The 21,105-nt window shown below is 53.1% G+C and carries 17 protein-coding genes; 9 read left to right on the forward strand and 8 right to left on the reverse strand.

The window, feature by feature from the left end; all coding sequences use genetic code 11:
• Nucleotides 1-106 precede the first annotated feature (106 nt).
• The 7 genes from B4N58_RS07675 to B4N58_RS07705 form a co-directional block, all read right to left on the reverse strand.
• Entirely contained in the window at nucleotides 107-2,503 is a 2,397-nt protein-coding gene (locus B4N58_RS07675) for a bifunctional diguanylate cyclase/phosphodiesterase (RefSeq protein WP_291747721.1), read from the reverse strand.
• Nucleotides 2,500-3,924 carry a hypothetical protein gene (locus B4N58_RS07680; RefSeq protein ID WP_291747723.1) on the reverse strand — a complete coding sequence of 475 codons (1,425 nt, stop codon included), beginning with the start codon at nucleotides 3,922-3,924 and terminating at the stop codon, nucleotides 2,500-2,502. Before B4N58_RS07680 ends, B4N58_RS07675 begins: the two co-directional genes overlap by 4 nt.
• A gap of 97 nt (nucleotides 3,925-4,021) precedes the next feature.
• A complete protein-coding gene (locus B4N58_RS07685; RefSeq protein WP_040512761.1) occupies nucleotides 4,022-4,762 on the reverse strand; it encodes a pseudouridine synthase in 741 nt (246 codons plus the stop codon).
• Between the two features lie 346 nt (nucleotides 4,763-5,108).
• On the reverse strand, nucleotides 5,109-8,165 hold the full coding sequence (locus tag B4N58_RS07690; RefSeq protein ID WP_291747728.1) for an efflux RND transporter permease subunit: 3,057 nt from the start codon (nucleotides 8,163-8,165) through the stop codon (nucleotides 5,109-5,111).
• A gap of 5 nt (nucleotides 8,166-8,170) precedes the next feature.
• Nucleotides 8,171-9,217 (reverse strand): efflux RND transporter periplasmic adaptor subunit, encoded by a 1,047-nt coding sequence (locus B4N58_RS07695; protein WP_291747731.1) that lies wholly within the window; start codon nucleotides 9,215-9,217, stop codon nucleotides 8,171-8,173.
• Nucleotides 9,214-10,587 (reverse strand): TolC family protein, encoded by a 1,374-nt coding sequence (locus B4N58_RS07700; protein ID WP_291747734.1) that lies wholly within the window; start codon nucleotides 10,585-10,587, stop codon nucleotides 9,214-9,216. The genes B4N58_RS07695 and B4N58_RS07700 overlap by 4 nt, the downstream gene beginning before the upstream one ends.
• Before the next feature lie 86 nt (nucleotides 10,588-10,673).
• The gene (locus tag B4N58_RS07705; protein WP_291747737.1) at nucleotides 10,674-11,339 is read right to left on the reverse strand and encodes a TetR/AcrR family transcriptional regulator; all 666 of its coding nucleotides are present in this window, start codon (nucleotides 11,337-11,339) and stop codon (nucleotides 10,674-10,676) included.
• A gap of 161 nt (nucleotides 11,340-11,500) precedes the next feature.
• Between B4N58_RS07705 and B4N58_RS07710 the strand changes: the two genes are divergently transcribed.
• The 3 genes from B4N58_RS07710 to B4N58_RS07720 all read left to right on the forward strand — a co-directional run bounded on the left by B4N58_RS07710 (nucleotide 11,501) and on the right by B4N58_RS07720 (nucleotide 14,479).
• Nucleotides 11,501-12,154: a response regulator transcription factor gene (locus B4N58_RS07710; RefSeq protein WP_291747740.1), complete on the forward strand. Its 654-nt coding sequence runs from the start codon at nucleotides 11,501-11,503 to the stop codon at nucleotides 12,152-12,154.
• A 176-nt stretch (nucleotides 12,155-12,330) separates the two neighbouring features.
• Nucleotides 12,331-13,680: an NADP-specific glutamate dehydrogenase gene (gene gdhA, locus B4N58_RS07715; protein ID WP_291747743.1), complete on the forward strand. Its 1,350-nt coding sequence runs from the start codon at nucleotides 12,331-12,333 to the stop codon at nucleotides 13,678-13,680.
• 94 nt (nucleotides 13,681-13,774) lie between these two features.
• Nucleotides 13,775-14,479, forward strand: coding sequence for an NAD(P)H-dependent oxidoreductase (locus tag B4N58_RS07720; RefSeq protein ID WP_291747746.1), 705 nt, complete (start codon nucleotides 13,775-13,777; stop codon nucleotides 14,477-14,479).
• 103 nt (nucleotides 14,480-14,582) lie between these two features.
• Here the strand turns inward: B4N58_RS07720 and B4N58_RS07725 are convergent, their stop codons facing one another.
• A complete protein-coding gene (locus B4N58_RS07725) occupies nucleotides 14,583-15,164 on the reverse strand; it encodes a hypothetical protein (protein ID WP_291747747.1) in 582 nt (193 codons plus the stop codon).
• Between the two features lie 229 nt (nucleotides 15,165-15,393).
• On the opposite strand from B4N58_RS07725, the gene B4N58_RS07730 reads away from it, so the two are divergent.
• From B4N58_RS07730 to B4N58_RS07755, 6 genes are all read left to right on the forward strand, one after another.
• Entirely contained in the window at nucleotides 15,394-16,539 is a 1,146-nt protein-coding gene (locus B4N58_RS07730) for a sensor histidine kinase (protein WP_291747750.1), read from the forward strand.
• Complete coding sequence (locus B4N58_RS07735) at nucleotides 16,536-17,159, forward strand: response regulator (protein WP_008250122.1); 624 nt, start codon at nucleotides 16,536-16,538, stop codon at nucleotides 17,157-17,159. The genes B4N58_RS07730 and B4N58_RS07735 overlap by 4 nt, the downstream gene beginning before the upstream one ends.
• A gap of 112 nt (nucleotides 17,160-17,271) precedes the next feature.
• Nucleotides 17,272-17,952 (forward strand): DJ-1/PfpI family protein, encoded by a 681-nt coding sequence (locus B4N58_RS07740; protein WP_291747754.1) that lies wholly within the window; start codon nucleotides 17,272-17,274, stop codon nucleotides 17,950-17,952.
• Nucleotides 17,953-17,981: 29 nt separating this feature from the next.
• Nucleotides 17,982-19,343 carry a CmpA/NrtA family ABC transporter substrate-binding protein gene (locus B4N58_RS07745; RefSeq protein WP_291747757.1) on the forward strand — a complete coding sequence of 454 codons (1,362 nt, stop codon included), beginning with the start codon at nucleotides 17,982-17,984 and terminating at the stop codon, nucleotides 19,341-19,343.
• A 5-nt stretch (nucleotides 19,344-19,348) separates the two neighbouring features.
• Nucleotides 19,349-20,197: a nitrate ABC transporter permease gene (gene ntrB, locus B4N58_RS07750; protein WP_008250125.1), complete on the forward strand. Its 849-nt coding sequence runs from the start codon at nucleotides 19,349-19,351 to the stop codon at nucleotides 20,195-20,197.
• A gap of 6 nt (nucleotides 20,198-20,203) precedes the next feature.
• A partial coding sequence (locus B4N58_RS07755; protein WP_291747760.1) for an ABC transporter ATP-binding protein occupies nucleotides 20,204-21,105 on the forward strand: 902 nt, incomplete at its 3' end.

Raw genomic sequence — 21,105 nt, forward strand, 5'->3', positions numbered from 1 at the left:
CGAGAGATCGGAACCCAAGCCAATTGGGCGATTAAGAGGCCCCGAGAGAGCGGAACCCAAGCCGATCGGACGATAAAAAAGCGCCGAGAGATCGCAACCCAAGCTGTCACGCCAGAATTTTCTTCGCCTTGTCGCTAGTAATTTGCTGGGCCCACACAAACTGGCGTGAGTCATCGGCAGTCATCGGTCGTGCCAAGCCAAAACCTTGCAGTTCAAGCACACCCGACTCAATCAAGAAGTCACGTTGCTCGGCGGTTTCAACGCCTTCGGCCACCACACCCAAACCCAGTGCCTGTGCCATAGCCAACACAGTGCGTGACAGAATGACACTGTCGGTTTTGTTGGGCAGGTTGCTGACAAAGGATCGATCCAGCTTGATGGACTGAACCGGCATGCGATGCAGGGTTGCCAGCGATGAATAACCTGTGCCGAAGTCGTCAATCGACAAGGAAACGCCCAACTCATGCAGGCGGTTCAGATCGTGCAATACAGTTTCCTGGTTTTGCATCAACACGGTTTCAGTCAATTCAAGTTCCAGCAGTTTGGGGGGCAAGCCGGTCAGTTTAAGTACCTTTTCAACCGTGCTGCACAGCTTGCCGTCCAGCAGTTGAATGCCAGATACATTGACTGAAACACTGATCGGGTTGTTCAGTTTCTTGTTGGTGTCCTTCAGCCATTTGCAGGCCTTGCGCATCACCTGCTCGCCCATCGGAATGATTAAGCCCGTTTCCTCGGCGATCGGAATGAACTGGGCTGGGGGAATCAATTCACCCGTGCGCGAACGCATGCGCGCCAAAGCCTCAACCGAACAAATCGAGCCATTGGCGCTGAAGCGTGGCTGGTAGTGCAATTCAATGCGGTCGTGCAAAATTGCATCGTGCAAATCGTTTTCCAGATCAACCTTGGTTTGCAGGGTTGCACTCATATTGGCATGGAACACGCGCACCGTATTCTTTCCCGCCTGTTTCGCTTGGTACATGGCGATATCGGCGTGTTTCAGCAGGCCCTCGACATCGGTGGCGTCGGTGGGGAACAGGGCCACGCCAACCGAGGCACCCACATAAATTTTCTTCTCGCCCAACTCAAACGGTTTTTTGCTGACCGCATCCACCACCTTTCGGCCCACATTGAACGCGGTGTCCTGATCGGCAATATAAGGCAGGGTGATTACAAACTCATCGCCCGACAAGCGGGCCACAATGTCTGAACTGCGGACCACGCTACGCAAACGTTTGGATACGGCAATCAACAAGTCATCGCCACGGTCATGACCCAGCGTGTCGTTCACTGCTTTAAAGCCATCGAGATCGATGAACAAAAGGCCAAGCTTGAAATCCTGCACCTGGTCATTGCCCAGCAGCTCTTGGAGTGTTTGCGACAATGCCAAACGGTTGGGCAAGCCTGTCAGCGGATCGTGCGTGGCTTGATGCCGCATTCGGCTTTCATTGCGTTTGATTGAGCTGATGTCTGTGAAGAAAATCGAAATCAGTTCATCGCTTGGGTAAGCTTTTACCTGGTACCACATCTCGTTGGCAGGGTCTTGCCATTGGAATGTTTCAGGCTGCATGCTGCCCTTGGCCTGGTTCACATATTTGAACAAAGGGGTTTTCTTCAAATGTGGTGCGCGTTCCCACACCATGCGGCCCAGAAGCAGCGGTGCGGTTTTGCCCAGCAGCTCGGCTCCTTTCTCGTTCAGGTAATTCACATAGCCGTTCATGTCGATGGCGAAAAAGGCATCGTCCATCGACTCAAGAATGTTGTTGATTCGTTCTTCACTTTTCAACAGCGCTTCTTCAAGATGAATGTTGCTTGAGCGTCCAATCAGCAAGATGTCCGCGCCAATGCAGGCGGCAGTCCAGTCAAAGTACACCACATCATTGAAAGTGTTGCGCAAGCGAAAGGATCCATCTGTGGAACCCGTTTGGTATTTCACCTGGTCGAGCAGTCGCTTGAATTGGCCCACATCGGTGCGAAATACCAGGTTGGCCGCATCCAGATTTTCCAGTTGCGCGCTGGTTTGTCCTAAAAACTCTTCCAGAGAGGGACTCAGTTTTTTGATGCGTCCTTTGTCATCAACATTCAACAGCACACTGGTGGGAATTTTCTGATCGGCGCTGTCGGAGGTCTCAAGTCGTTGCTCGGGTGTATTGACGGGAGGTACAAGGGCTGGCGGTTGGGCGTGCTTGGCATCTTGTTCCTGAAGGACGCCAAATTCGCCGTGTGCCAGCATTTGCAAACGCAGCCATTGTTCATTGACTTTCACATGGCCAGTCCAGCCCTGTTGCCGGAGCAGCGCGTTGGACAGCGCGCGGTAAATGGCCATGCCATACCGGTTAACGATCAATTCACTACCCGACTTGAATCCCAGCTCTTGCCGGAACAGTTTGCTGGCAGCGATGAGGCTTAATTCGTCGGTCACGTGTCCCAACAGGGCATAACGCGAGGTTCCGCTGTCCAGCAGTTCGTTGATCAGCGGATCGTCAAGAACATTGCTCAGGCTCATACATCAAACCTCGAGAGCCGTTTTTCCATTTCACGCATTAGTTCATCGGAGCGCAAAATGGTTTGTACTGTGCTGCCCAACGTGCGAAAGGCACTTTCCGTGCGCGCCTGCATGCCTTCCATGGCACCGAGTACTTCCCAACCCTGGCGTTGGTTGCCGTGGCCGTTTTCCACCCATTGGTGCGTGGCCCGGTCAATCGATACCAGTTGATTTTCAATGGCGCTCAGTCCGCTTTTCAGCACATCCATTCTGGCCATGAATCCGTTGGTGCGTTCGTTCAGGCTGTCCAGCGTGCCCAGTGTCGTTTGCAGTTGCTGTGCAGCAGCGGGGGACAATTCTTTCTGGAACTCTTTGTGCAAGGTCTGAATTTGCTGGCTGGAATCAAAGGCCTGTTTGCTGATGCGTTGCAATTGCTCCAGGGATTGATTCAGTTCATTGAGCAGATCAAAACTGTCCTCAGTCACCTTCTTGGACAGTTCGGCGGTGCTTTGTCCAATTCGGGTTTGGTTACCCAGACTTTGAACAAAGTCGCGCAGTTTTTTGGAGGCCTGTGAGCTGTCTTCCATTTGCTGGGTGTTGTCTGCGCCCAGTTCTTTCGCAATTTGCGACAGCTCGCGAATGTCTGCCCGAAGCATTTTGAAAGCAGCCACCACAAATGCCATGTTGTCTGCATAGTCATTGAACACTTGCCCCATGGGCGACATGCGGCCTTGCTCATCGGTTTGAGCACGCACACGCAGGTTGATTCCTTTTTCCTTGTCCAGGTAAGCCAGCAGTTTTGCACTTTCTTCTGCAGCCAAGGCATGTTGTCGAAGTGTTTGCGCAATCACCGACAGCAGTAACACGGCCACGGCCACATAAAAGCCATGCAGGGCCACAGCGGGCATGCCCGAGAACGGCCCCCGAAATACATAGCATTCGAAACCCGCTTGTTGAAGCATGTCGAACACAATGTGATGAATCACGATAAACAAGCCCATGCTGAGAAGGGGGCGTGTATCGCGGTAAGCCAGCATCACAGGGAGTAACATGAAAAAGCTGAAATGGTATTCAAGCAAACCGCGCGCGATGTGTACATGCAAGGCACCCATGCCAACCAGCAGCGCAGCGTTGATGTGCATGGTCAATGGTTGGCCAGCGTGCCAGCGGGTAATTGCCAGACTACCTAAAAACAGCGGAATGCCCCAACCCAGGGCTTGGGCTACATTGTTGTAGGCAATGCCCTCGAGCGTGGCAAACATCAGGCAGGCAAAACTGACCACCACGCAAAGCCAGTCGGCGTTGATCCGGATTGATGTGAAATCAGTGGCGTTGTGTGCCGCGCCAGAGAGCCGGCTTAAAAACGTAAAAAACCCTTGCGAGGGTAGCTGCACTGGGGCGTGGGAAGTTTGCTGGTTCAGGGCCGAGTGCTGGGCATGCATGATGAATTCTCGAATGTAACTTTTTCCAAATGTTAAATTCGAGAATACTGGAAGTCATTTGTAATCAATCACCTGAATAGAGTGGATTTTCACCCCTTCAGAATCGTTCTTCCGGCGTCAACAAGCGCCATTGCCCCACTGGCAGGTCGCCCAGCATTACACGGCCAATTCGAACGCGTTTCAAACCCACCACTTTCAGGCCCACGATTTCGCACATGCGGCGAATTTGTCGTTTTTTGCCTTCGTTCAAAATAAAGCGAAGTTGATCTTCGTTTTGCCAGCTGACGCGGGCGGGTTTCAGGGCTTCACCATCCAGGCTCAAACCATAGCGCAGCATTTCAAGCCCACGGTCAGTCAATTCGCCTTCGACCCGCACCAGGTATTCTTTTTCCACGGTGCTGTTGGCGTCAATCAGTTGTTTGGCAATGCGGCCGTCTTGGGTCAGCACGAGCAAGCCGGTTGAATCAATGTCCAGGCGACCTGCCGGGGCCAGGCCTTTCAGCATGGCGGGTTGGAATGGCGTGGATGTTTTACGATCAGCCTGGTTTTCAAGGCTCAGGCATTCCATAGCAGCTTTGTAGCGCCCCTCGGGCTGGCCTGACACCACGCCAATCGGCTTGTGGTACAAAATGGTGACCTGTTTGCCCAGTACATTCTTGGCACGTGCATCCAGATCAATGGTGACCGTGGGCAGCACTTTGGCACCCAGCTCATCGACCACTTTGCCGTTCACTCGCACCCAACCATTCTCGATCAGGTAATCGGCTTCCCGGCGGGAACACAAACCCTTGGCCGCCATGATCTTGCTTAGCCGTTGTGGCTCGAACGGATCAAGCATGTCCAGTGTGTTCGTGCCGGTTACCTTGCTGCGGCGAGGGCGTGCCGTACCAGCGGCAGGGGCCACCGGTGCGCTGCGCATGGCGGCGCGGTTGCGGTCGGGTTTGGCAGTGGCGGCGGCTTTGCCAGCCGCTGCACTGGGGCGTCCACGGCCTGTGGATGCGGAACCCGCAGCCGGTTTGGCTGCGGTTGCTGATTTGGTTCGGTTACTGGGGCGTGCGGGTGGGCCGGAACGGCCCGAGTCGCCACTGCGGCCTGCGCTGCCGTTGCGGCCTGCGGGTTTTTTCATGATTTCAGGATATCCTCTTGCATTGAGGGCGTATTGTAGGTGAAATCAAGGGCTTAGGCTATGTTCTCTGCAAGTCGGGTGGCAAGAGCTTGTAAAGCACCGGCGTAACCAGGCGACCAATGAAGGTGGAAGAAATAAGCCCGCCAATAATCACCCAGGCCATGGGCGAGTAAAGCCCGCCACCTTGCAGCGCCAGTGGCATCAAGCCGCCCACGGCGGTGGCACTGGTCAGCAGAATCGGCAGGAATCGGATACGGCCTGCTTCTTCGATGGACTCATCAAGCCCTTTGCCTTCTTCACGCAACTGGTTGGTGAAGTCCACCAGCAAAATCGAGTTCTTGATTTCAATGCCGATCAGCGCAATGAAGCCAATCATCGCTGTGAAACTGAGCGAATTCCCTGTCAGGAACAGCATGACCATGCCACCTGTAACCCCTAGAGGAATTACGAACAAAACAATCAGCGTGCTTTTGAAACTGCCGAATTCCAGAACCAGAATGGCCAAAATTCCAAATACGGTAATCAGGATCGCAGTACCAAAACCAGCAAAGCTTTCCTGCCTGCTTTTTACTTCGCCAGCCATTTTGTACCGGTAACCCGTGGGCAAGCCCATTTCGTCGATCTGCCTGGCAATTTCATTGCTGATTTTCTCGGTGTTGTACCCCGTACGTGTGTAAGCAGTCAGCAGCACGGCGCGTTCGCGGTCGAAGCGGTAAATGCTGTTCAGGTTGTCATCCAGTTCAAGCGTGGTGAGTTGGGTCAGCGGTACTGCCTGGCCTGTGCGTGAAATCACATGGAAGTCGTCCAGCGCGCTTAGATTGCTGCGAACACCGGCAGGGCCACGCACACTGATGTCGTAGGCATCGCCGTTACTCTGGCGAATTTCACCTGCAAACGCACCTGCAATGGCAAGCCGCACAGCCTGGTCCAGCTCCGCTGAGTTCACACCCAGCAAACCCGCTTTTTCAAAATTCACTTTCAGGCGAAGGTCGCTGCGCCCAGTGCGCTGTGGGTTGTCAACGTTTTGTGTACCGGGATTGGCCAGCATGATGCGCTCAACCTGTGCAGACAATTCACGCAGCGTTTCTATTTCGGGCCCTACCAAACGGATGCCAATGGGTGCATCTATGGGTGGGCCATTTTCAAACTCACGCACAATCAGATTGGCGCCCGCAATTGTTTTCAGTTCATTGCGAATGTTGTCGAGCAGCTTGGGCGTGTCGTCGTTGTATTCCTTGAGCTGTACAAACAATTCACCCACGTTCGATTGTTTGTCTTGCTGAAACACGTTGTAATAAATTTGCGGGTTGCCTTCACCCACAGTGGCCATGACCGCCGTAATTTCGTCAAATTCCGAAAGCTTGTTTTCAACCTGTTTCACCACATTGTCGGTGGCAGTCAGGCTGGAACCCGGGGGCAGCCCCACCTCAATTACAAACTGCGGTGTATTGGCCTTTGGGAACAGCGACATGCCCATGAGGGGTGCCAGGCCCAGGCTGGCCACAAACAACACCAGCGATGCAGCCACCACGGTTTTGGGGGTTTGCAAGGCGCGGTGCAGCAGTGGGGTGTAAATTTTGTCGATCAAGCCCATCAGCTTTTGCAGCACGATATTGCCATGCTCATTTTCGTCTTTCTTCAGCACACGGCTGGCCAGAAACGGGATGATGGTCAATGCAACAAACAGCGATGCAATCACTGTAAATACCACGGCCACCGGCAAGGAGCGAATGAATTTTCCGGCGTTGTCTGGCAGCATCAACAAAGGCAGGAAGGCAAACAACAGGGTTGCAGTACAACCCACCACAGCAAGTGAAATTTGCTTGGTGGCCAGGCGTGCCGCATCCACACGGTTATAGCCCATGCGCAGGTAACGTGAAATGTTTTCAATCACCACGATTGAGTCGTCAACCAACAAGCCCAACGCAACCACCAGGCCGGCAATTGAAAGCTGGTTCAATGAGAAGCCTGCATAGTACAAACAGGCCAAACCGGTGAGCAGCGACAAAGGCACACTGACCATCACAATGCCCGAGGCCCGCAAGCCCAGCGGCAACAGGGTGATCAGCACCAGTGTTACCGCCAGGGCGAAGTCGAAGGTGAGGCGATCAATGCGCTTTTCCACGTTTTTGTACTGCTCGAAACCGCGCTCCATTTTGATATTCGGAGGCAAGGTTTTCTCGAATTCGTCCGCTGTTTCCTGCAAGGCTTTTTGAGTCACAAAAATATTGCGTTCGTCTTTCTGGTTGGCAGTGACAAACACCGCACGCTGGCCATTGAAGCGGGCCATGACTTCCTGATTTTCATAGTCCCACTGCACATCGGCGACATCGCCCACACGAACCAGACGACCACCCAAATCACCGCCCGTGCCGGTGCCGGCAATCACGGTGTTTCTGATTTCTTCAACGCTGCGGTACTGGCCCGAGGTTTGCACGTTCAAACGCCGTGCGCCTTCCTCTACCGGCCCACCTGGAATGTTCAGTGACTCACCCTGAATGACACGCGCTACATCGGCTGCCTGTATTCCCAGTTCAGCCAGCTTTTTAAAGTTCAGGCTGACACGTACCTGTTGTTCCGGGTAGGCCCAGCTTTCGCTTTCGCGCACCGAGGAAATACGCTCGAAGGCCTCGGAAAGGTCTTCTGCATAATTGGCCAGGTCGGCATAACTTGCGGTTTCCGACACCAGTGAGTATTGAATGATGTTGGTGAAGCCGGGGTTGATTCGTTCAATTTCCAGCTTCTGTATGCCTGCGGGTAACTGGTCTCGAATGCTGTTGAGTTCGCGGTTGACTTCGTCGAACTTTTTGTCGACATCGACTTCCGCATCGAAACGCACAAACACCACACCACCGCTGTTGCGCGACGTTGAAAGCATTTCTTTCAAGTCGTCCAGGCTGCGCAAAGCATCTTCAATCGGCTTGGCCACCTGCTGTTCCATCTCGCGCGGGTCGGCCCCGGGATAAATGACATTGATGCGAAATGCGCTGATGTCGAAATAGGGGTCTTCGGTTCTGGGAATGTTTTGATACGCGCTGATACCAATGGCAGTCAGCAGGAAAAAGATCACCAGCGTGAACTGGTAGTTCTTGATTGAAAAGTCCGAGAGTTTCATCTGGATTACTCCTGAACTTGTACGGTTTCGCCGTCTTGCAGGTAGACTGCACCCGTGCTCACCACGCGTGTGCCTTCGGGCAATGCATCAATTAATGCAATTCGGTCACCTTGTATGAAAGCCACTGCAACAGTTTGGCGTTTCACAGTGTTGTCCGCTTGTACGGTGTAAATCCAGGCGGCTTTGTTGTCGCCCTCGACTACCGCCTCAATGGGTACGTAGCTGCGCGTGCCATTGAAGTTGGCGGGTTCAATGCGAGTTCGCCCCTGCATGCCCGATAAAAGATTCAGATTTGCATGGGCCGCTGTGTCTACCTCAACCAGCACGCCGTAGGTGCCTGTGGCAGGGTCTGCGGCCTGGCTGAGTTCAATGACTTTTCCGGGCCATTGCACGCCGGGCAGTGCGTCGAATTGCACCTCGGCCTTGGCACCCAGCTGTATGTGCACCGCTTGCTTGTCAGCCAGGCTTGCCTTCATTACAAAGCCGCTACTTTTACTTCCAAGAAGTAATATCGGTTGGCCTGGCGATACCACCTCGCCCGTTTGCGTAAAACGCTTCAGCACCACGCCATTCGCCTGGGCCTGTATTTCAGCAGTTTGACTTGCAAACTGCGCTTGGCTAAGTTGTGCGCGCGCTGCTTGCGCTGCGGTCTCGAGGTTGTCGAGCTGCACTTTCGAGATGACTTCCTGGTCTCGTAGCAGTTTACCCCGTTGCAAGTCACGTTGGGCTTTCTCAAAGCCTGCGCTGGCCTGGCTGACGGCGGCATTCACGTCTTGTTTGTTCAGCGCAGCCAGCCGTTGGCCTTTCTCTACAGTTTCTCCTTCACGTACATTGATCCGTTCAATTACGCCGCCCACTTTAAAACTCAAACGGGTTTCGTCACGAAAGGCGCCAATGCCAGGCACTTCGATCAAACTTGCAGCCGGGCCGCTTTGTACGGCTTCGGTTTTCACCAAGCGGTACTCTACAGCCGGTGCTTCTTCGGGAGTGGCTGGGCCACAGGCTGCCAGAACCAATACGGAGAGGATAGAAATAACGAGTGCGGGTTTCATGGTTGAGCTCCTTCCTGTGGGCTTGGCTCGGGAATGTTTCGGTTGTTGTACTGCCAAACAGCATGGTCAATTCGGGCTTGGTACACAGCAGTGACCAGGCCCAAACGTGCGCGTGTGGCACTTTGTTCAGCACTTAAAAATTCAATTTGTGTGGTCTCGCCTGCATCGCGTTTTCGTTCATTGATCCGCAGGCTTTCCTCGGATGCAGCTTGTTGGGCCATACGCGCCTGAATGCTGTCCAGTGACACCAGCAGATTTTCCTTGGCCTGCAATTTGGCCAGTTGAAGTTGGCGGTTCACTTGCCGTGCCCGAGCTTCAAGCGCCTGTACCTGAGCCCTGCTGCGTGCCACCTCACTGCTGCGAATGCCAGCATCTGCCAGGGTCCAGTTCAATACGACCGATGCACTAGCAAAGCCCGTGTTGGGGCCGGTGTTGTAGTCGCGCCCCTGGTAGCCACCTTCAATCGAATAACCCAGTGTGGGCTTGTAAGTCGCCTGGCTGGCATCCAGCTGGGCGCGTTGGGCGGCCAGGCTGCGTTCAAGCCGCGTGAGTGCGGGTGCCGGGGTATTGCCCTGTGTTTTCGGCGTGAGGTCATCCAGCAGGGTTTGTAGGGCACTGGGGCTCAGGTCTTCTTGTGGAAGTTCAACTGCGCTGTCGTTGGGGGCGTAGCGCAACAAGTTGAAATATTCGCGGGCCAGCAAGGCCTGCGTTTGAGCCTGGCGCAAGGCAACCTGAATTTCCAGCGTTTCGGCTTCGGCGCGTTTGGGGGCATCCAGTGTTGTTTCCCCTGCTTTGTACAGCACGGTGTTGATGCGTTCATTTTCTTTCAGTGTTCGCAGGCTGGCCTCAAGAATGGCGATTCGGGCCTTGGCCTGTGCATATTGCCAATAGGCGGTGTGCAGGTCGCGCACCAACTCTTCTTTTACTTGCAGTTGTGCGGCCTCTTGTGCGCCGACTGCCTGGGTTTGCGCTTGAAGTTGCTGGTCCAGTACAGGTTCGTAAATTGGGCCACGCACAATCAAACGGGTGTCTTGTTCGGTGGGGCGGAGCAGTGGAATGGACTGGTTTTCTACGGTCGGAAAGCGAGCTGCTTGCCCGGCGTCAACAGCCTGCGCATTCAATGTTGCGTACACAGGGTTAAGCAAATCGCCCGCCGGGAAATCGATGGTGCGGCCACCTTCGGCGACACTCGCGCGGGCCTGCAATGCAAGGCTGGGATAAAATCGCGCCCGCAAATTTTCAAGTCGCTGTCGTTCAGCTTCCACTTCAAAGCTGGCTTGCGCCAAAGCGGGGTTGTTGGCCATGGCTTGGCTCAAGTAATCGTCGAGTGGGGTACCTGCCGCACTGGGCTGATGAAATTGAAAAGTCATCAACAGCAATGCAGCCATTAGACGTCTGTCAAATAAGGTGTAAAAAAAAGCGCCCCTTCTGTGGGCGCCTCTGCGATTGTGCGTGATCATTTCTTGCCTCCGCCATTGCGGTTGATCAGGGATTGCATGACCAGTTCGACCGCCTGGTTCATGAACGATTCTTTGCTGATGCCCATGCTGGCCATAAAGACTGCTTTGGTTTGTGCCAGTTGAATGGTGCCGTGAGTGAAACCCCACAAGGTGATGGAAATTTGCATGAGGTTGTCCAGGTCGGCACGCAGTGTTTTGTCTGCCATGCCCGTGGCCAATGCAAGCACCATTTCTTCGTGAACTTTCTGTCCGGCTTGAATCATCTCAAGCGTGGAGTTGCAGGGGTCGTCAAAGGCCATGTCTGGTGAGGACGCTTCAAACCTGGACATGGCGGCGAAGTGCGTGGGGTACTCTTCTGAAAATTGCATGTAAGCATGCCCAATCGCGCGAATTTGAGCCTCGCCGGTGGCATGCTGTTTGCGCGCTGTTTCAAACATCTCGCGCAGTGTTCGCAAACCTCGAAGGCAAATGGCCAAATGCAAAGCTGCTTTGTCTTTGAAATACACGTACACCAATGCGCGCGACACCCTCGCTTTGCGTGCAACTTGATCCATGGTGGCTGCGTCAAAGCCTTTTTCAGAAAAAACAAGTTCAGCGGCGTCCAGAATTTCTTCCCGGCGGCGTTCCTTTTCCTCTTCGCGACGTTCGGTAACATAGTTCATGAAATGGATGTTAGTTTAATCATTGACACAATGTCAATGGTTTTTGTCTCAGTACCTTGAAACGTCGATTTGAATTGATTTACCGAGTTTGTTTCCTGCACCGGTTGACCGGTTCGTGAATTAAAGTCAAATCATGGTGAATTGTTTCTGTGAGAAGCGCGGTGGTAAAAAAACTTGAAGGCCTGGAGCGGCAAGTGGTGTTTGTAATTGACGATCATCCGATTGTCAGTTTCGGATTGGTCGAAATGGTGAAGGACGTGGCACCCCACGCCCGCATTCGCCAGTTTTCGACCTTGAAGGAGGCAGCACGGCATGCAGTGGAAGAGTTTCCGGCCTTGATCATCACAGATTTTCATTTGCGCGATGTTCAGGCCGAGACTTTCATTGGCCTGTTTGAAACGTTGTTTCCGGAAATTCCGGTATTGATTACTGCAAACGACGACAAAGTCATGGGTCAGTTAAAGCGCCATCAGCTAGACCGGTTTATTGCATTTTCAAAGTTTACGCCCTTTGCAAAATTGATCGACCTCATCCGCGTGGGTTTAAGCAAGGCCAATATTGAACTGCTGCAAATACCAACTTTGTCAAAAGCACTCACTCACAAACAGGTTGAAGTGCTTGAATTGATTGGGGCAGGGCACAGCAACAAGGAGATAGCCACGCTTTTGAAGATCAGTGTTGAAACAGTCAAGGGCCACGTGAAGGACATTCTGGAACGCCTTAAAGCCAAGAACCGGATGGAGGCATCCATCATTTACCGACACACCCAAATTCAAAAACACAGTGCGCCAGAACCGAGCTTGCACAATAATTAGTCAGCCCATCTAATTCCTCATGTTTTGAATGGCTTGGACTACTTGTCCACATGCTATCCCCTAGGTTGTGCCCACTTTTTGGGGATATCCACAGAAATCCAGAGTGCTCAACTTCAAGCGATTCGGTAAACTGCTTACACGCAGTCCAACGTCGTCCTTCAACAGGAGAATAAGAGATGAGCAGCTCGCCAGAATTAGAAGAGTTCATGAATGGACTGATTCGCAGAAATCCCGGCGAACCAGAGTTTCACCAGGCAGTGCATGAAGTCGCGCAACACATCATTCCATTTGTTGCCAAGAATCCGAAGTACGAGGCGGCGCAAATTTTGCAACGCCTGACCGAGCCTGATCGAATTGTCAGCTTTCGCGTGTGTTGGGAAGACGACCAGGGCAATGTGCGTACCCAACGTGGCTACCGTGTGCAACACAGCAATGCGATTGGTCCCTACAAAGGGGGCATCCGTTTTCACCACAACGTGACTCAGAGTATTCTGAAATTCCTCGCCTTTGAACAAACATTTAAAAACAGCCTGACCGGTTTGCCCATGGGGGGCGGCAAGGGCGGCTCTGACTTCAATCCTAAGGGCAAAAGTGATCGCGAGATCATGCGTTTTTGTCAGGCTTTCATGACTGAACTTTCCCGGCATATTGGACCCTTCACCGATGTGCCTGCTGGTGACATTGGTGTAGGTGGTCGCGAGATTTCTTACATGTTTGGCCAATACAAAAGAATTCGTAATGAATTTACGGGCGTGTTGACTGGCAAGGGTTTGGCTTTTGGTGGAAGCGAAATTCGGGTAGAGGCCACAGGTTATGGTGTGGTCTATTTCATGGAAGACATGCTGAGTCACAAGGGTTTGAAATTCGAAGGCAAGGTGTGTTCGGTCAGTGGATCCGGCAACGTGGCGCAATATGCAGTCGAGAAAATTCTGGCACTGGGCGGCAAGGTCATTACCATGTCCGATTCATCCGGAACGCTCCACGACAAAGACGGCATTACGATGGAGAAGCTGGCGCACATCAAAGAGCTGAAAGAGGTAAAACGCGCGCGCATTAGCGAGTACTTGAACCAGTATCCGAATGCTGAGTTTGTTGCCGACAAACGCCCATGGCACATTCCATGTGATCTTGCTTTTCCGTGTGCCACACAAAACGAGATCAATGCTGAAGAGGCGGCCATGCTGATCAAGAACGGCTGTATGGGGGTCTCTGAAGGCGCGAATATGCCTTCCGAAAAAGGGGCGATCGATGTGTTCCAGAAGGCGCGCATTCTGTTTGCACCATCGAAGGCGGCCAACGCCGGAGGGGTTGCGGTGTCAGGTTTGGAAATGACCCAGAACAGCATGCGCCTGTCTTGGTCACGCGACGAGTTGAACCAGCGTCTGCGAGCCATCATGAGTGACATCCACAAGCGTTGCGTGAAGTACGGGGCAGAAGACGATGGTCATATTGATTATCTGAAGGGCGCCAATGTGGGCGGCTTTGTGAAGGTGGCGGATGCGATGCTGGCTTACGGTGTGATTTAACCGCGAAGTGGTTTGAACAAAAAGGGGTCGCCGGTCATGTGGTGGCCCCTTTTCTTTTGGTAGCATGGCTGATCACTTTTTGAAAGGCGCTGCCATGAATGTCCTGATTGTCCACGCCCATCCCGAACCCCAGTCTTTTTGTACGGCGATGGTGCATCGCATGCAAAGTCGTTTCGAAGCGCAGGGCCACACGGTGACTGTGTCGGATCTGTACGCCAAGCAGTTCAACCCTGTGGCCAGTGCAACCGATTTTGCAGAGCGCAGCAATCCAGATTACCTGGTGTATGCCCTTGAGCAGCGGCATGCCCAGAAAACCAATACCTTGCCAGCGGACATTGCTGCAGAACTGGAATTGCTGAAGCAGTGCGACTTGCTGGTGTTGAATTTTCCGCTTTACTGGTTTTCCTTGCCTGCAATTTTGAAGGGCTGGATTGATCGGGTATTTTTATCGGGCGTGGTTTATGGCGGCCGGAATTTTTACGACCGTGGTTTGATGAAAGGCAAACAGGCCTGGCTTACTTTTACACTCGGAGGTCGCGACCACATGTTTGGCGACGAGGCCATTCATGGTGACTTGAACACCATGTTGCGCCCAGTGTTGCGGGGCAGCTTGGGATACGCTGGCTTTGACGTACTGGAACCCTTCGCGGCCTACCATGTACCCTACATTACGCAAGAGGCCCGGGTTGAAATGCTTGAGCAGCTCGATGATGCAGTGAACACACTGGCTTCACGCCCGCGGGTTTCATATCCCAGCCTGGATCACTTCGATGCGCAAATGAACCCGCTCGGAAAATAAAAAACCCGCGGTGCTTTCGCACAACGGGTTTCAATCAAGTCTACAAGAAGACCTTTCATACGAAAGGTCGTGTAGCGGTCTTATTATTTTTGCTATTCCTGGATTACTTCATGCCCAGTTGCTTTTTGATCTTGGCGATCACGTCAGTTTGAACTGACTTGACCATGCCCTTGACTTGTTTCTCAAGGTCCTTGATCTGCTTCTGAACATCGCTCAACAATTTCTTGCGATCCGTTGCGCTAAATACTGATTTGGCTGCTGCGGCCTTGGCCTTGGCGGCTGGCTTTGCTTTGGCCACAGTTTTCTTCGCCTTGGCTGCAGCATTCGCTACGCTGGCAGTGGCTGCCTTGGCGCGTGATGTTACTGGCTTCTTCGCTGCGGGTTTTGCTGCGGGCTTCTTGGCAGCAACTGGCTTTTTAGCGGCTGGCTTTTTCGCTGCAGCTGGTTTTGCAGCGGCGGGTTTTTTGGCAGCAGCTGGTTTGGCGGCTGGTTTCTTGGCAGCGGCTGGTTTTGCAGCAGCTGGTTTTTTCGCGGCAGCGGGTTTTGCTGCTGCTGGTTTTTTCGCTGCTGCTGGTTTTGCAGCGGCTGGTTTTTTAGCAGCAGGTTTTCTTGCTGCTGGTTTTTTAGGAGCTGGGGTTGCTTTGCTTGCCTCGGCTTCGACTGGCTTTTGATCTGTTGTAACCATGTTGTGTAACCTTCCTTAAACGGTGTGGTGAGTTATGTGTACATCAAATTTTATTAACTGAAAAGCTTTTTTCATCAATACATGATCAACAACCCGTTTGTGTGTAATTTTCAATAAGTTTTGTCGTTTTTTTTTCGCACCACTCGCGTGCAAATTTTCAAAAACTTTTTGAATTTTATTGGCACTGCTCTTGCTAGTTTGATGTTGATTCAACTTCGAGTGCACTGCCGTGTTCAAGCATCTTTCCAAACTTTCTCATCACGCTGCCTGGCGAAGACAACTTGAATTGTTGCTCGACTCAACCGGTGAAGGCATCTATGGCATCGACCTGAAAGGGCGCTGTGTTTTCATCAACAAAGCGGGCGCGGAAATGTTGGGTTATTCCGCCGATGAAGTGCTTGGCCGGAACATGCATTACCTGATGCACCACTCGTATGCGAACAACGATTTGATGCCTGTTTGTGAGTGTCATATTTTTCGTGCCTTTCAGGAAAACAAAGGTTGCCGCGTTGACAACGAGGTGTTGTGGCGCCGGGATGGAACCTGCTTTCATGCCGAGTATGCTTCTTACCCGATTTTCGAAGAGCAAGTGGTGGTGGGCGCTGTGGTCACTTTCAACGACATCACCGAGCGGGTTGAAGCGCAAAACATTCGCGCGGCTGCACAGGCTGAACTGGAGCGCAGGGTGATTGAGCGCACGGCTCAATTGCAGAAAGCGCACGACAGAATGCGCAGACTTTCCGCACACCTGACTACCGTTCGTGAAGAAGAGCGCACCCGAATTGCGCGTGAGATGCACGACGACCTGGGTGCCAAGTTGACAGCCTTTGATCTGGAGTTGAAAGCACTGTCGTACCGCTGTGCCAACGATCAGAAATTGACAGTTCGAATTGAAAGCATGCTCGACCTTGCCCAAGGGGCCATGGAAAGTTTGCGCCGAATACTTTCGGATCTTCGACCCGGGGTGTTGGATCATCTCGGACTTTGGGCCGCAGTGGAACATTTGCTGGGCGAGTTCTCCCAACGCACCAAAGTGGTGAGTGTGCTCGACATTGCCCCCGAGCTGGAACATGTGCGTTTGAGCAAAGCCACCGAAACTGCGCTGTATCGAATTTTGCAAGAGGCGCTGAACAACGTCAGCAAGCATTCAGGTGCAAGCAAGGTTGAAGTAACTGTGAACACCGAGGGCAGGGCAGTTGTATTTCAAGTCAAAGACAACGGCCGTGGCATGGCGGTGCGAACCTTTAATGCGGGCTTCGGTTTAATGGGCATCGAAGAAAGGGCGTGGGACATTGGTGCGCGTTGCACGATCGATTCTATTTTGGGGCAGGGCGTGTGCATCAAGCTGCGCCTGCCCGAGGTGTTGGCCTTATGAAGATTTTGATTGTGGACGACCACATGATTATTCGCCGCGGCCTGGTTCAAATTCTTGATGAGTTTGATGGGCAGTACCACAGCGAGCAGGCGGCCGATGGCGTGGAGGCCATGCAGAAACTTCGCAAGGATAACTTCGATGCCGTGCTGCTGGATGTTGCGCTGGGCGAACGCGACGGCTTTGATGTACTCAAAAGCGTGCGCAGTGAATTTCCAAAACTGGGCGTGGTGATGTTGTCGGTCTACCCCGAAGCGCAGTTCGCTTTGCGTGCCATTCGAAGTGGCGCCAATGCGTACCTGAACAAAGGTTGCTCGCCTGCAGAGTTGACGCAGGCCCTTCAAATGGCCTGTGCCGGGCAGGTGTACCTGACACCTGCAACAGCCAACCTGATGGCAAACGATTTGCGCAAACCCGCTGACAGACCGCCCCATGAGCGTTTGTCCAATCGCGAAATGCAGGTGCTGCGTTTGATGGCGCAAGGCGAGACTGTTCAACACATTGCGCAGGCCTTGTGCCTGTCGGGCAACACGGTTTCAACCTACCGGGCCCGCGTGTTTGAAAAGCTGGAACTGAAGAACCTGGTTGATCTGGTGAACTACACCAAGCTGCATGGGCTGTAGTGTTCTTGTAGGGCCAGCACTACAACACAATCACAAATGGCGTGATACCCAGTCCAAGGCCAGCGCGGCACACTGAAAGCCTGTTTAACGCAGTGTTGCCGGAGAAGCGCCAATGGCCAGAATGCAAGGGTTCAGATTGGGTGTGTATGTGTTCAAGGAAGCCGAAGTGGTGGACTACGCAGCACCCTACGGCGTGTTCTCGGTGGCCAAGCGCTTTGACCCTGAGCTTGATGTTTTTCTGATTGCCGAAAGCATGCGCCCGGTACAAACACAAGCGGGCTTCACCGTGCTCCCCAATTATTCATTTTCTGACACGCCTGCAATGGATGCGTTTCTGATCCCGGGTGGTTTCGGTACACGGCAGGAAATGAACAACGGCAATTTGCACCGCTACATTCGGTCGCTTCCCAGCACCTGTTTGCTGACCAGCGTGTGCACAGGCTCCTGGATTTATGCCCGCATGGGCTTGCTCGATGGCCTGGCTGCCACCAATCGAAAAGAACCCGATCGCCTTGAAGCCTCACACCTTGGTAAAACACCAATCGACCGCTTGGCCGAAATTGCACCGGCATGCCAGGTGAGCCACGCACGGGTGGTGGATGCTGGCCGCATTGTGACTGGTGGCGGAATCGCCAGCGGCATGGAAGTGGGTTTTCACCTGCTGCGCCGCGCAGGTTACGACGAAGAATTTATTGCCGAGGTGGCTCGCGTGATGGAGTACACCAAGGCTTATCAGCAATACCAGCACGACATTGATTATTTTCGCCCCGCTTTGAACCGCGCTTCAGCTTGATCGTTGAACAAACTGCATAGGAGTTCACCATGTCCTTTTTCAAGAACCCGTTTGACCCCAACACCCGCCTGGGCATGCGTTGCGCCTGTGGCCAGCACAACAGCCAGGCTGAACACGACCAACAACTTGCCGTTCAACAAATGGAAGAACGTGCCGTTGAAAACGCGGTGATGCATGCGTTGTTTCCCGATGACAACCTGCGCCGCAATTTCCTGCGTGCAGTAGGCAGTGGCACTGCCATGGCTGCAATCGGTAGTCTGTTTCCATTGGCAGCTGCCAAGGAGGCCTTTGCGCAAAGCAATGGTCCCCTGGAGAAACAAAAATTGAAGGTGGGCTTCATTCCAATTACTTGTGCAACTCCAATCATCATGGCGCAGCCACTTGGCTTTTATGCCAAGCAGGGCCTCGATGTTGAAGTGGTAAAAACAGCAGGTTGGGCCGTGGTGCGTGACAAAGCGCTTGCCAAGGAATACGACGCGGCGCACATGCTGTCGCCCATGCCTTTGGCGATTTCAATGGGCGTGGGTTCGAATGCGATTCCATGGACCATGCCTGCCGTTGAAAACATTAACGGTCAGGCCATTACTTTGGCGATGAAGCACAAAGACAAACGCAACCCCAAAGACTGGAAAGGCTTCAAATTTGCGGTGCCATTTGACTACTCCATGCACAACTACCTGTTGCGCTACTACCTGGCCGAGGCCGGTTTGGATCCTGACCGCGACGTACAGATCCGTTCCGTGCCACCTCCCGAGATGGTGGCCAATATGCGTGCGGATAACATCGATGGCTTCCTGGCACCCGACCCAGTAAATCAGCGCGCGGTGTACGACGGCGTGGGCTTCATTCACATTCTGTCGAAAGAGATTTGGTCGGGACACCCCTGCTGCGCATTTGCAGCCAGCAAAGAATTTGTGACTCAAAACCCCAACAGCTACAAAGCCCTGTTGAAAGCCGTGCTGGATGCCACTGCGTATGCTCGCAAAGCAGAAAACCGCAAGGAAATTGCAGCGGCCATTGCGCCCACCAATTATTTGAACCAGCCACTGACCGTGGTTGAGCAGGTGTTGACTGGAACATACGCTGATGGTTTGGGCGTTATCAAGAAAGACCCGCAGCGCATCGACTTCGATCCCTTCCCGTACCAAAGCTTTGCGATCTGGATTTTGACGCAGATGAAACGTTGGGGACAGATCAAAGGCGATGTGGACTACAACAAGATTGCCAAGGATGTGTTCTTGGCCACCGATGCAACCCGCTTGATGAAAGAAGTGGGCATGCAGCCACCGGCATCGCTGGACAAGAAGTTCAGTGTGATGGGCAAGCCGTTTGACCCCAAAAAGCCTGAGGAATACCTCAACAGCTTCGCAATTTCCAGAACCAAGGGCTAAGCGGCATGAAAGATTTCAGGAAGCAAAAGTGGGCACCATCGGCATTGTCTGCATTGATCCTGGTCGTGATGCTTGCGATCTGGACCATTGCAACAATGCCGGAGGAATCGGAAGTGATTGTGGATCCGGAATATGCCGCATTGGTTGGACAGGCGGCATCGACTGGCGGTGAAACGCCATTGCCCACACCGGGCGATGTGGGTGAAAAGTTGTGGGGCCATATTAGCGACCCGTTTTACGATCGAGGCACCAACGACAAAGGCATTGGCATTCAACTGGGTTACTCCATTTTCCGCGTGCTTGTCGGGTTTGGTTTGGCTGCCTTGGTGGCGATTCCCTTGGGGTTTGTGATTGGCATGTCGCCTTTGCTGTACAAGGCGCTTGACCCCTTCATTCAGATTTTGAAACCGGTGTCGCCTTTGGCCTGGATGCCGCTGGCTTTGTACACCATTCAAGACAGCGACACCTCTGCCATCTTCGTGATTTTCATTTGCTCAATCTGGCCGATGTTGGTGAACACCGCTTTTGGTGTGGCCGGTGTGCGGCGTGACTGGTTGAATGTGGCGAAAACGCTGGAAGTGAGTTCGCTTCGTACAGCCTTCCAAGTGATATTGCCCGCAGCGGCACCCACCATCATGACCGGTATGCGCATATCGGTGGGTATTGCCTGGTTGGTGATCGTTGCTGCCGAAATGCTGGTGGGTGGTACAGGCATTGGTTACTTCGTGTGGAATGAATGGAACAACCTGTCGATTGCCAACATTATCAGCGCAATTTTGTTCATCGGCTTGATCGGCATGTTGCTCGACACGCTGCTGGCCCGCATGGCCAAGCTGGTCAGCTACAAGGAGTAAACAACAATGACGACTGAACACAAAATATTCAGCAAAGACCTGGTGCCCGCCGAGAAAGCCGCAGCTTTCTTGCAAGTAGAAGGTTTGGTTAAAAGTTATGCCCCTGAAAACGCGGCAGTGCCCCCTGTGTTTGAGGCGGTGAACTTTGATATTCAGAAGGGCGAGTTTGTTTGCATCGTCGGCCATTCGGGATGCGGCAAAAGCACCATTTTGAACATTTTGGCTGGGCTGGATGACGCCACGCAGGGCTACGTGATCATGAACGGCAAGGAAGTGGTGGGCCCGTCGCTGGACCGTGGTGTGGTGTTTCAAAGCCATGCACTGATGCCCTGGATGACTGCATTGAAGAATGTGGAGTTTGGTGTGCGTTCCCGCTGGACTGATAAAACCCCGGAGGAAATCAGCGAACACGCCATGAAGTATTTGGATATGGTGGGTTTAAGCAAGGCTGCGAATAAAAAGCCGCATGAACTTTCAGGCGGCATGAAGCAGCGTGTGGGTATTGCCCGTGCCTTTGCCATTCAGCCGCAAATGCTTTTGCTGGATGAACCCTTCGGCGCGCTGGACGCACTGACACGCGGCACGATTCAAGACGAGTTGTTACAAATCGTGAAGGCCACCGGGCAAACCGTGTTCATGATTACGCACGATGTGGACGAGGCCATTTTGCTGGCCGACAAAGTGATGCTGATGAGCCATGGTCCACGCGCCCGCATTGCCGAAATTGTTGAAAACACCATGCCGCGTGAACGAACCCGCAGCACTGTTCATCACGATCCACAGTACTACGCCATTCGAAATCACCTGGTTGATTTTCTGGTCAACCGCGCTGCACCCGCACCCAGCACTGAACCCGATGGCAACAAGTTGAACGCCGAACTACACAAACAACCCACGGTGGTTCGCCC

The organism is Limnobacter sp. UBA3528 (assembly GCF_002377005.1).
In the GTDB taxonomy this organism is placed as follows: Bacteria; Pseudomonadota; Gammaproteobacteria; order Burkholderiales; family Burkholderiaceae_B; genus Limnobacter.

Excerpts from the sequence above, each read along its gene's own strand:
- B4N58_RS07675 (WP_291747721.1), bottom strand. The coding sequence starts at position 2,503 with ATGAGCCTGAGCAATGTTCTTGACGATCCGCTGATCAACGAACTGCTG.
- B4N58_RS07680 (WP_291747723.1), bottom strand. The coding sequence starts at position 3,924 with ATGCATGCCCAGCACTCGGCCCTGAACCAGCAAACTTCCCACGCCCCA.
- B4N58_RS07685 (WP_040512761.1), bottom strand. The coding sequence starts at position 4,762 with ATGCTTGATCCGTTCGAGCCACAACGGCTAAGCAAGATCATGGCGGCC.
- B4N58_RS07690 (WP_291747728.1), bottom strand. The coding sequence starts at position 8,165 with ATGAAACTCTCGGACTTTTCAATCAAGAACTACCAGTTCACGCTGGTG.
- B4N58_RS07695 (WP_291747731.1), bottom strand. The coding sequence starts at position 9,217 with ATGAAACCCGCACTCGTTATTTCTATCCTCTCCGTATTGGTTCTGGCA.
- B4N58_RS07700 (WP_291747734.1), bottom strand. The coding sequence starts at position 10,587 with ATGACTTTTCAATTTCATCAGCCCAGTGCGGCAGGTACCCCACTCGAC.
- B4N58_RS07705 (WP_291747737.1), bottom strand. The coding sequence starts at position 11,339 with ATGAACTATGTTACCGAACGTCGCGAAGAGGAAAAGGAACGCCGCCGG.
- gdhA (WP_291747743.1), top strand. The coding sequence starts at position 12,331 with ATGAGCAGCTCGCCAGAATTAGAAGAGTTCATGAATGGACTGATTCGC.
- B4N58_RS07720 (WP_291747746.1), top strand. The coding sequence starts at position 13,775 with ATGAATGTCCTGATTGTCCACGCCCATCCCGAACCCCAGTCTTTTTGT.
- B4N58_RS07725 (WP_291747747.1), bottom strand. The coding sequence starts at position 15,164 with ATGGTTACAACAGATCAAAAGCCAGTCGAAGCCGAGGCAAGCAAAGCA.
- B4N58_RS07735 (WP_008250122.1), top strand. The coding sequence starts at position 16,536 with ATGAAGATTTTGATTGTGGACGACCACATGATTATTCGCCGCGGCCTG.
- B4N58_RS07740 (WP_291747754.1), top strand. The coding sequence starts at position 17,272 with ATGGCCAGAATGCAAGGGTTCAGATTGGGTGTGTATGTGTTCAAGGAA.
- B4N58_RS07745 (WP_291747757.1), top strand. The coding sequence starts at position 17,982 with ATGTCCTTTTTCAAGAACCCGTTTGACCCCAACACCCGCCTGGGCATG.
- ntrB (WP_008250125.1), top strand. The coding sequence starts at position 19,349 with ATGAAAGATTTCAGGAAGCAAAAGTGGGCACCATCGGCATTGTCTGCA.